This is a genomic window from Vermiculatibacterium agrestimuris (assembly GCF_943193085.1).
In the GTDB taxonomy this organism is placed as follows: Bacteria; Bacillota; Clostridia; order Oscillospirales; family Oscillospiraceae; genus Vermiculatibacterium; species Vermiculatibacterium agrestimuris.
On sequence record NZ_CALPCU010000011.1, the window covers coordinates 63,529 to 72,961 of the forward strand.

General features: G+C 61.9%; 9 protein-coding genes. 8 read left to right on the forward strand and 1 reads right to left on the reverse strand.

The genetic code is table 11. The features are described from left to right. The first annotated feature begins 96 nt into the window (after window positions 1–96). The 7 genes from NFR87_RS05480 (at window position 97) to NFR87_RS05510 (ending at window position 6,120) form a co-directional block, all read left to right on the forward strand. Window positions 97–1,089: a DUF1385 domain-containing protein gene (locus tag NFR87_RS05480; RefSeq protein WP_251447479.1), complete on the forward strand. Its 993-nt coding sequence runs from the start codon at window positions 97–99 to the stop codon at window positions 1,087–1,089. 41 nt (window positions 1,090–1,130) lie between these two features. Next, window positions 1,131–1,994, forward strand: a complete 864-nt coding sequence (prmC, locus tag NFR87_RS05485; RefSeq protein WP_251447482.1) for a peptide chain release factor N(5)-glutamine methyltransferase — start codon at window positions 1,131–1,133, stop codon at window positions 1,992–1,994. Window positions 1,995–2,107: 113 nt separating this feature from the next. Continuing rightward, on the forward strand, window positions 2,108–3,268 hold the full coding sequence (gene recA, locus NFR87_RS05490; protein ID WP_277613130.1) for a recombinase RecA: 1,161 nt from the start codon (window positions 2,108–2,110) through the stop codon (window positions 3,266–3,268). After that, window positions 3,265–3,921 (forward strand): regulatory protein RecX, encoded by a 657-nt coding sequence (locus NFR87_RS05495; protein WP_251447483.1) that lies wholly within the window; start codon window positions 3,265–3,267, stop codon window positions 3,919–3,921. Before recA ends, NFR87_RS05495 begins: the two co-directional genes overlap by 4 nt. Next, window positions 3,918–5,243, forward strand: coding sequence for a 30S ribosomal protein S12 methylthiotransferase RimO (gene rimO, locus NFR87_RS05500; RefSeq protein ID WP_251447485.1), 1,326 nt, complete (start codon window positions 3,918–3,920; stop codon window positions 5,241–5,243). The genes NFR87_RS05495 and rimO overlap by 4 nt, the downstream gene beginning before the upstream one ends. Window positions 5,244–5,249: 6 nt before the next feature. Continuing rightward, the gene (gene pgsA, locus NFR87_RS05505; protein WP_338147040.1) at window positions 5,250–5,783 is read left to right on the forward strand and encodes a CDP-diacylglycerol--glycerol-3-phosphate 3-phosphatidyltransferase; all 534 of its coding nucleotides are present in this window, start codon (window positions 5,250–5,252) and stop codon (window positions 5,781–5,783) included. A 124-nt stretch (window positions 5,784–5,907) separates the two neighbouring features. Further along, a complete protein-coding gene (locus tag NFR87_RS05510) occupies window positions 5,908–6,120 on the forward strand; it encodes a DUF378 domain-containing protein (protein ID WP_251447487.1) in 213 nt (70 codons plus the stop codon). 48 nt (window positions 6,121–6,168) lie between these two features. Here NFR87_RS05510 and NFR87_RS05515 read toward each other — a convergent pair whose 3' ends face one another. Further along, window positions 6,169–7,551 (reverse strand): MATE family efflux transporter, encoded by a 1,383-nt coding sequence (locus tag NFR87_RS05515; RefSeq protein WP_251447489.1) that lies wholly within the window; start codon window positions 7,549–7,551, stop codon window positions 6,169–6,171. A 407-nt stretch (window positions 7,552–7,958) separates the two neighbouring features. Here NFR87_RS05515 and cysS point away from each other — a divergent pair, with 407 nt between their 5' ends. Next, on the forward strand, window positions 7,959–9,374 hold the full coding sequence (cysS, locus tag NFR87_RS05520) for a cysteine--tRNA ligase (RefSeq protein WP_251447498.1): 1,416 nt from the start codon (window positions 7,959–7,961) through the stop codon (window positions 9,372–9,374). Window positions 9,375–9,433 lie beyond the last annotated feature (59 nt).

Consider the following 9,433-nt stretch of genomic DNA (forward strand, 5'->3'; position numbering starts at 1 on the left):
TCGAAAAATTGCCCGCGCCTCTTGCAAAAGGGGCGTGGGTTTGTTACAATACAACTGACGCAGTTCCTTGCTTAGATCCTCCGAAGGAGAAAAATAATGTTGAGACGAATGAGACAACTGTTATTGCTATCCGCCGGCGGGTTCAAGACCGTCATCGGCGGTCAGGCCCTCATCGAGGGCATTATGATGCTGGGCCCCGACAAGAAGTCGGTGGTGGTGCGCAAGCCGGACGGGGAGCTGGAGGTCAAGACCGAGCCCCGGCGGCTTTTGAAGGACAAGTATCCCTTTGTGGGCCTGCCCCTGATCCGGGGAGTGGTGAATTTCTGCTCCTCCATGTATAACGGGGTCACCGCACTGATGTACTCCGCCGAGTTTTACCCGGAGGATGAGGCGGTGGAGGAGGAGCCCTCCAAGTTTGAAAAGTGGCTGGATGAGAAGCTGGGCAATGAGAAGTTTACCTCCCTCATCGTCACGGTGTCCATGCTCCTGGGCATGCTCTTTTCCGTGTTTCTCTTCTTCCTGCTGCCCACTGCTCTGGGCGGTCTGACCCTCCGGCTGCTGCCCGGGTTCCCCCTGTGGGGCCGCAACCTGGTGGAGGGGGCGTTCCGGGTAGTGATCTTTTTGGGTTATCTCATCCTCTGCTCCAGGCTCAAGGACATTCACCGCACCTTCCAGTACCACGGGGCGGAGCACAAGACCATCTTCTGCTATGAGGCGGGACTTCCCCTGACGGTGGAGAATGTCCGCGCCCAGCCCAAGCACCATCCCCGGTGCGGCACCAGCTTCCTGTTCGTGGTCATTGTGGTGTCCATTCTGCTGTCCAGCCTGGTGTTCTCTTTTATCCATGTGGAAAACACCTTTGCCCGGATGGGGATGCATTTGCTGATGCTCCCCCTCATTGTGGCCATTACTTACGAGATCAACCGCTATGTGGGAGGACACGAGGGGGCGGTGTGCCGCCTGGTGCGTGCCCCCGGCATGGCTATCCAGCGCTGGACGACCTTTGAGCCTGACGACACGATGATCGAGGTGGGCATCAAAGCCTTTACCGAGGTGCTGCCCCAGGAAGCCGGCGCTGACAAGTGGTGAGATAGAAGCGTGGAACGTGACAGCCCCATGGAGGTGAAACGATGGCGACGACCTATAATAATCTCTACTTAGACGCCCGGCGAAAGCTGAAGGCGGCGGGGATCCCCGCCGCCCAGCTGGAGGCGCGGGAGATCGTCTGCTTCGCCGCGGATAAAAGCCGGGAGGATTTCTTCCGGGACATGAGCCTATACACCTCCGAGCAGGTGGAAAGCCGGGTGAAGGAGCTTACAGACCGCCGCCTGGCGGGGGAGCCGGTGGCCTACATCATCGGCGAGTGGGAGTTCTACGGCCTGACCTTGGACGTGAGCCGGGAAGTGCTCATCCCCCGGATGGACACCGAGGTGCTGGCCGAGCAGGCTATCCTGGCGGCCCGGGGCGTGGAGGAGGGCTGCCGGGTGCTGGATCTCTGCGCCGGCAGCGGCTGTGTGGGACTGGCGGTGGCTGCCAACGTCCCCGACTGCAAGGTGGTCTTGGCCGACAATTCGGAGGGGGCCCTGCGGGTCTGCAAGCAGAACATCCGCCGCTGCGGTCTGGGCAATCAGGTGGTGAGCGTCCACGCCGACGCCAAGCTGCCCCCTCTGCCCGCCCTGTGGGACTTTGACGTCATCGCCTGCAACCCGCCCTATATCCCCACCGGGGACATTGAGGGGCTGGATCCCTCGGTGAAGGACTACGAGCCCCTGGAGGCCCTGGACGGCGGCGAGGACGGCCTGGAGTTTTACCGGCTGGTGGCCGCCAAGTGGAAAGGGGCGATCCGGCTGGGGGGCAGGCTCCTCTTTGAAGTGGGCATGGGCCAGTCCGGCGCGGTGGAGGCCATTCTGGCCGAGAACGGCTACGAGGAGATCCGCACCTGTCAGGATACCCAGGGGATCTGGCGGGTGGTCTCCGGCACGCTGAACAAGTGAGAGAAAGTCCCGTTTATGGGACTGTAAAAGTGATATAACACCAGCATAAGGCCGCCCTGGGGGCGCAACGAGACAAAAATCATGTGGGACGAGTTTTAGGAGGAGAGGGAAACATGGCAGAGAAGAAGAAAATGCCCATTACCCAGCCCGGTCAGGCTTCGGATAAAAAGAAGGCGCTGGACACGGCCCTGGCTCAGATCGAGAAGGATTTCGGCAAGGGTGCGGTGATGCGCCTGGGGGAGAACGCCCATGTGGTGGTGGAGGCCATCCCCACCGGATCTTTGGCCCTGGACTTCGCCCTGGGCATCGGCGGCGTGCCCAAGGGGCGCATCATTGAGATCTACGGCCCTGAGTCCTCCGGTAAGACCACCCTGGCCCTCCACATTGTGGCCGAGGCGCAGAAGCGGGGCGGCGAGGTGGCTTTCATCGATGCCGAGCACGCCATGGATCCCGTCTACGCCAAGGCTTTGGGGGTGGATATCGACTCCATGCTCATCTCCCAGCCCGACACCGGCGAGCAGGGACTGGAGATCTGCGAGGCATTGGTGCGCTCCGGCGCCATCGATGTGGTGGTGGTGGACTCCGTGGCCGCCCTCACCCCCCGGGCGGAGATCGAGGGGGACATGGGCGACAGCCATGTGGGCCTGCTGGCCCGGCTCATGAGCCAGGCCCTGCGCAAGCTGGCCGGCGCCATCTCCAAGACCAACTGCATCGTCATTTTCATCAACCAGCTGCGGGAAAAGGTGGGGGTCATGTACGGCAACCCCGAGGTCACCACCGGCGGCCGGGCGCTGAAGTTCTACTCCTCCGTGCGCATCGACATTCGCCGGGTGGAATCTCTGAAAAACGGCTCCGAGGTGGTGGGCAACCACGTCCGGGCCAAGGTGGTCAAGAACAAGGTGGCCCCGCCCTTCCGTCAGGCGGAGTTCGATATCCTCTTTGGCGAGGGCATCGCCAAGGAGGGGGAGCTGGTGGACATGGGCGTCCAGCTGGGGCTGGTGCAGAAGTCCGGCTCCTGGTTTTCCATGGGTGAGATGCGCATCGGCCAGGGCCGGGACGCTGCCCGCCAGTACCTGAAGGACAATCCCGACATTGCCGAGAAGCTGGAGGAGGACATCCGGGAGGGCATGGCCAAGCAGGCAGCCGCCGCCCAGGCCAAGCCGGAGCCCAGAGCCTCCATCGCCCCGCCCGCCGCCGCGAGCCCCAGAGCCGCCGCTGCGGCGGTGAATCCCCGGGCAGTGGATGTGTCTGCTGAGGACTTTGAGGACGAATGATCGTCGCTAAATTAGAGCCCTCCAAGCATGTGCGGGACCGGTGGCTGGTGTGGTTGGACGACGGCTCTCTCATTCGGGTCACCGAGAACGAGGTAGTCGCCTTCGCCCTTTACGCCGGTATGGAGCTGACCGACCAGGTCTATGACCAACTGGTGGAGCGGGCGGGGCGCAGCGAGGCCCGGGGGAAGGCCCTGGATCTCATTGCCGCCAAGCCCATGTCCCGCCGGGAGCTGGTGGAAAAGCTCACCGCCCGCCGGCCCAAGACCAGGGATGGCCGGGAGCGCCCCCCCTACGCCACCCCGGAACAGGCGGATGAGGCGGCGGACTGGCTGGAGGAGCTGGGCTATCTTAACGACGGCGAATACGCCAAGACCGTGGTGCGGCACTACTCCGCCAGGGGCTATGGGGAGCGGAAGCTCCGGGATGAGCTGTTTCGCCGGGGCGTGCCCAGAGAATATTGGCAGGATGCCCTTTTGGAGGCCCAGGGCTCGGAGGAAGGTGTGGACGCCTTCCTCCGCAGCCGTTTCAAGGGCAGGACGCCCGACCAGAAGGAGCTGAAGCGGGCCTCTGACGCCCTGGCGCGCAGAGGCTTTCGCTGGGATGAGATCCGAGAGGGCCTCAACCGCTACGGGGCGGAGCTGGAGGAGGAATGAGTTTGAAGATCGCGTTTATCTCCCTGGGGTGCTCCAAAAACCTGATCAATACCGAGCAGATGATGGCCCTCTGCCGCGCCGCCGGACACGAAGTGACCGGCGAGCCGGAGGGGGCCGATGTGGCCGTTCTTAACACCTGCGGCTTCATCGACGCCGCCAAGAGCGAGGCCATTGAGCATATCATCGCCCTGGGCGAGCTGAAGACGGCGGGGAAGCTGGGCAAGCTGCTGGTGTGCGGGTGCCTCAGCCAGCGCTACCGGGAGGAGATCGGCCGGGAGCTGCCGGAAGTGGACGGCATGATGGGCACCGGCAGCTACGACCAGGTGGTCTCCGCCGTGGAGGCGGTGGCCAGGGGGGAGCGGCCGGAGGAGTTTGGGGACATTTCCGTCACCTCCGAGGAGGGGGAGCGGCTGGTGACCACCCCCGGCTACACCGCCTTTTTGAAGATCGCCGAGGGCTGTGATAATTTCTGCGCCTTCTGCATCATACCCTATCTCCGGGGCCGCTACCGCAGCCGCCCCATGGAGGCCCTTCTGGCCGAGGCCAAGTCCCTGGCCGCCGCCGGGGTGAAGGAGCTCATCCTCATCGCCCAGGATATCGGCCCCTATGGAAAAGACCTCTACGGAGAGAAAAAGCTGCCGGAGCTGCTGAAAGAATTATGTAAACTTCCGTTTCGCTGGATCCGGCTTCACTATTTATATCCCGACCACTTTGACGACGGGCTTATTGACGTCATCGCCCAGGAGCGGAAAATCGTCAAGTATCTGGACATCCCTCTCCAGCACTGTAGCAGCAAACTGTTGAAGGCCATGAACCGCTGGGGAACGCGGGAGAGTCTGACCGCGCTCATTGAGACCCTTCGGACACGCATCCCCGGCCTGGTGCTGCGTACCTCCCTCATCTGCGGCCTGCCCGGCGAGGGGGAGGAGGAATTTGAAGAATTATGTAAATTTGTATCCGGTACCGGCATCGAACGGGCCGGGGTATTCCAATACTCCCGGGAGGAGGGGACCCGGGCCGCCAAGATGGAGAACCAGGTGGACGAGGAGGTGGCCCGCCAGCGGGTGGAGCGGCTGGTGGAGCTCCAGTCCCGGGTGCTGGACGCCTACAATGAAAGCCGCCTTGGCACGGTGATGGAGGTGCTCTGTGAGGGCTTCGATCCCGCCATGGGCTGTTATGTGGGGCGCACCTATGCCGACTCGGTGGAGGTGGACGGCCATGTGTGGTTCACCGCCGCCGGGGTGGTGGAGGCCGGACAATTCGTCCACGTCCGTATGACGGGGCTCATGGACGGTGATCTGACCGGCGAGATCGAGGAGTGAGAGATGATGAAGATGAACACGGCCAATCAACTGACCATGCTGCGGGTGGTGATGATCCCCCTCTATCTGGTGATGTGGCGTCTGGACTTCGGCTGGAACAATTATGCGGCGCTGGCGGTCTTTGTGCTGGCCAGCCTCACCGATCTGGCCGACGGGAAGATCGCCCGGAGCCGTGGGCTGGTCACCGACTTTGGCAAGTTTATGGATCCTTTGGCGGACAAGGTGCTGGTGATGACCGCTATGGTGTGCTTTTGCGCCATGGGCCGTTTCCCCGCCTGGGCGCTGGTGGTGGTCATTTTCCGGGAGTTTGCCGTGTCCGGTCTGCGGCTCATCGCAGTGGAGGGCGGCCGGGTCATTGCCGCGGGCTGGTCGGGCAAAGTGAAGACCGCTGCCACTATGGTGTGCCTGTGCCTGATCCATGTGGATATTCCCCCTGTGGTGGGGATGTTGGCCGTCTGGGTCATCGTGATCACCACCGTCTATTCCGGGGCGGAGTACTTTATCCGGAACAAGGACTGTATCGATTGGGGAAATATTTAAAAGGGAAACGCCGCGGAGGGCTTCCGCGGCGTTTTTTATCCAAAATAAGCGATGAGAAGGTATAAAAGGGAAGAAGACGGGCAAGGATAGGTCTGGGAATCCATTTTGAGGAGGTTTCTGGACAATGATCATGGACAAGATCGCCCTGCTCCTGGCCATTGTGGGCGGACTCAACTGGGGCAGTATCGGCATTTTCGGCTTTGACGTGGTGGCCTTCCTCTTCGGCGGGCAGAACAGCGCCATGAGCCGGGTCATCTACACCCTGGTGGGCCTGGGAGCGATCTGGTGCATCTCTCTGCTGTTCCGGGAGAACGACCCGGTGGAAGAGCGCACCTGAGACACAGCGGAAAAAACGCCGTCCCGAGCAGGGACGGCGTTTTTGCACTCAGATGACCTGATGGAGCTTCCACTTGCCCCGGATGAAGCGGACGGTGAAGAACAGCGCCCGTACCACCCAGTCAGCGAACATGCCCAGCCACACGCCCAGCAGGCCCAGACCCAGCCCCCAGGCCGAGCCGAAGAAGTAGCTGCAGCCGATGCGGCAGATCCACATGGAGAGCATGGAGACCACCATGGTGAACTTGGCGTCGCCCGCGGCCCGGAGGGCGTTGGGGGTGGTAAAGGACAGGGGCCAGATAAGGGCGTTGAACACGGCGCACCAGCGCAGCACCTGGATGGCCAGGGCCGCCGTGGCCGGAGTCAGCTTGAACAGGGGCACCAGGGCCGGGGAGCCGAAAAAGAGCAGGGGGTTCATCACCCACATGGCGCAGTAGGAGGCCAGCAGGAGCCGCCGGGTATAGCTGGCGGCCTGCCTGTCGTCCCCGGCCCCCATACACTGCCCCACCACGGTGATCATGCCCAGGCCGATGCCCTGGCTGGGCACGTTGACCACGCCGGCGATGGAGTTGGCGATGGCGTTGGCCGCCACGGCGGAGCCCTTTACCGCCAGATCCATCCCCAGGTCAAAGGAGGTGATGAGGTTCAGCACCAGCAGCTTGCCGATCTGGAACATGCCGTTTTCCACGCCGTTGGGGATGCCGATGCCCAGAATGGACTTGATGGTGGGCCAATGGAACTGCGGGTGGAGGAGCTTTTCGATGTAGACGAGGTGGGTGGGCCGGGTGATCATCACACCGATGATAGCGGCGGCGGCAATACGGGAAACCAGGGTGCCGATGCCCGCGCCGGCGGAGCCCATGCCGAAGCCGTAGATGAGCACGGCGTTCACCGTGATATTGATGATGTTGACGATGAGGGAGTTGAACATGGATACCTTGCTGTTGCCCATGGAGCGGAACAGGGCGGCCCCGGCATTATAAATGGCGATGAAGGGATAGGCCGCCGCAGTGAGCAGGAAGTAGATCAGTGCGGCGTCCATGATCTCCTGGGAGATATTTCCGAAGACCAGCCGCAGGATATGCTCCCGGAAAAGGAGCGCTATGGCCATCAGGACGGCGCCTACGAACAGGTTTACATAAAGTAACTGCTTGGCGGCGAAGCGGGCGTTCTCCACGTCCCGGCGGCCCAGGTACTGGGACACCACCACCGCGCCGCCGGTGGACAGGGCGGAGAAGAGGTTGATAATGAGAATATTGATGTTGTCCACCAGGGACACGCCGGAGACCACGGCCTCGCCGGCGGTGGTGACCATCATGGTGTCCGCCATGCCCACGGTCATCAGAAGCATCTGCTCGATGATAAGGGGCACCATGAGCCGCACCAGAGCCTGGCGGGTGAACATGGGAGTCTGGGGCTGTGTATTTTCCATGGGAGGTACACCTCAAAAAATTTTTATTCCTTATATGAAGCACTATTGTAGCACGGGAGAGGACGGTTTGGAAGGGTATTTTTGTACAAAAATCAAGGGAAAAAGAGCTCTTGACACCGATTGTCGGCCGTGATAATATACTAATTACAAAGCGACTAAGCGCCATGAACGGAAAAAGTAGCGCACGGCATCCCCCAACAGAAAGGGCCCGCCACCGGCTGAGAGCGGGCCCAGGGAAGGGCTGGGCATGAATTGCGTCCGGGAGCGCGGAGGGCAATGCCTCACGGTTCGGCCCCGTTACCGGCCTTTGAGTGAAAACGAGAGTGGAACCGCGTTTCGGCGCCTCTCATGCCAAGGGCATGAGGGGCGTTTTTTTGATGGAAAGGAGATCGATCCGGATGGATACCATGCAGCTTTACAATTCCATGACCCACAAAAAGGAGCTCTTCCAGACCCACGAGCCGGGAAAGGTGAGCATGTACACCTGCGGCCCTACAGTGTACCACTTTGCCCACATCGGCAACCTGCGCTCCTATATTATGGAGGACGTACTGGAGAAGGCCCTGCGGTGGGAGGGCTACGACGTTCTGCGGGTGATGAACATCACCGATGTGGGCCACCTGTCCTCTGACGCCGACACCGGCGAGGACAAGATGCTCAAGGGGGCCCAGCGGGAGCACAAGACGGTAATGGAGATCGCCAAATTCTATACCGACGCCTTTTTTGATGACTGCGCCAAACTCAACATCAAGACCCCTGACGTAGTCCAGCCCGCCACAGGTATGATCGACAGCTACATCCAGGTCATCACCAAGCTGCTGGATACCGGCTACGCCTATCTGGCGGGGGGCAATGTGTACTTTGACACCTCCAGGCTGAAAAAGTACTATGTCTTCAACGACCACGACGCGGAGGATCTGCAAAGCGGCGTCCGGGAGGGCGTAGAGGAGGACGAGAACAAGCGCAACAAAAACGATTTTGTCCTCTGGTTCACCAAGTCCAAGTTTGAAGATCAGGCCCTGAAGTGGGATTCCCCCTGGGGCGTGGGCTATCCCGGCTGGCATATCGAGTGCTCCTGCATCTCTATGAAGTACTGCGGGGAGCACCTGGATCTCCACTGCGGCGGCATCGACAACGCCTTTCCTCACCACACCAACGAGATCGCCCAGTCGGAGAGCTATCTGGGCCACCAGTGGTGTCCCCAATGGTTCCACGTCCATCACCTGAACACAAACGACGGCAAGATGAGCAAGTCCAAGGGGGAATTCCTCACCGTCTCCCTGCTGGAGGAGAAGGGTTACGACCCCATGGTCTACCGCCTGTTCTGCCTGCAGAGCCACTACCGCAAGGCCCTCACCTTTTCCTGGGAGAACCTGGACAACGCCGCCGCCGCCTATGAGAAGCTGGTGCGCCGCATCGCCGCCCTCACCCAGGAGGGCGCGGTGGACGCCGCCGCTGCCCAGCCCTACAAGGAGCAGTTCCAGGCGGCGCTGGACAACGACCTCAATACCTCCCTGGCGGTGACCGCCCTCTACGATGTACTCAAGGCCGGGGTGAACGACGCCACCAAGCGCGCGCTCATCGCCAGCTTTGACACGGTGCTGGGACTGGGGCTGCTGGAGCACGCCGCCGCTTTGGCGGAGAAGGAGGCGGCGCCCGCCGCCGCGGAGGCCGACCCGGAGATCGAGGCCCTCATCCAGGCCCGGGCCAAGGCCAAGGCGGAGAAGAACTGGGCGGAGGCCGACCGCATCCGGGACGAATTGAAGGCCCAGGGCATCGAGCTGGTCGACACCAAGGAGGGCACCACCTGGAAGCGGCTGTAAGGAACAAAAAAGCGGGGGGGGGGGGGGGGGGGGGGGGGGGGGGGGGGGGGGGGGGGGGG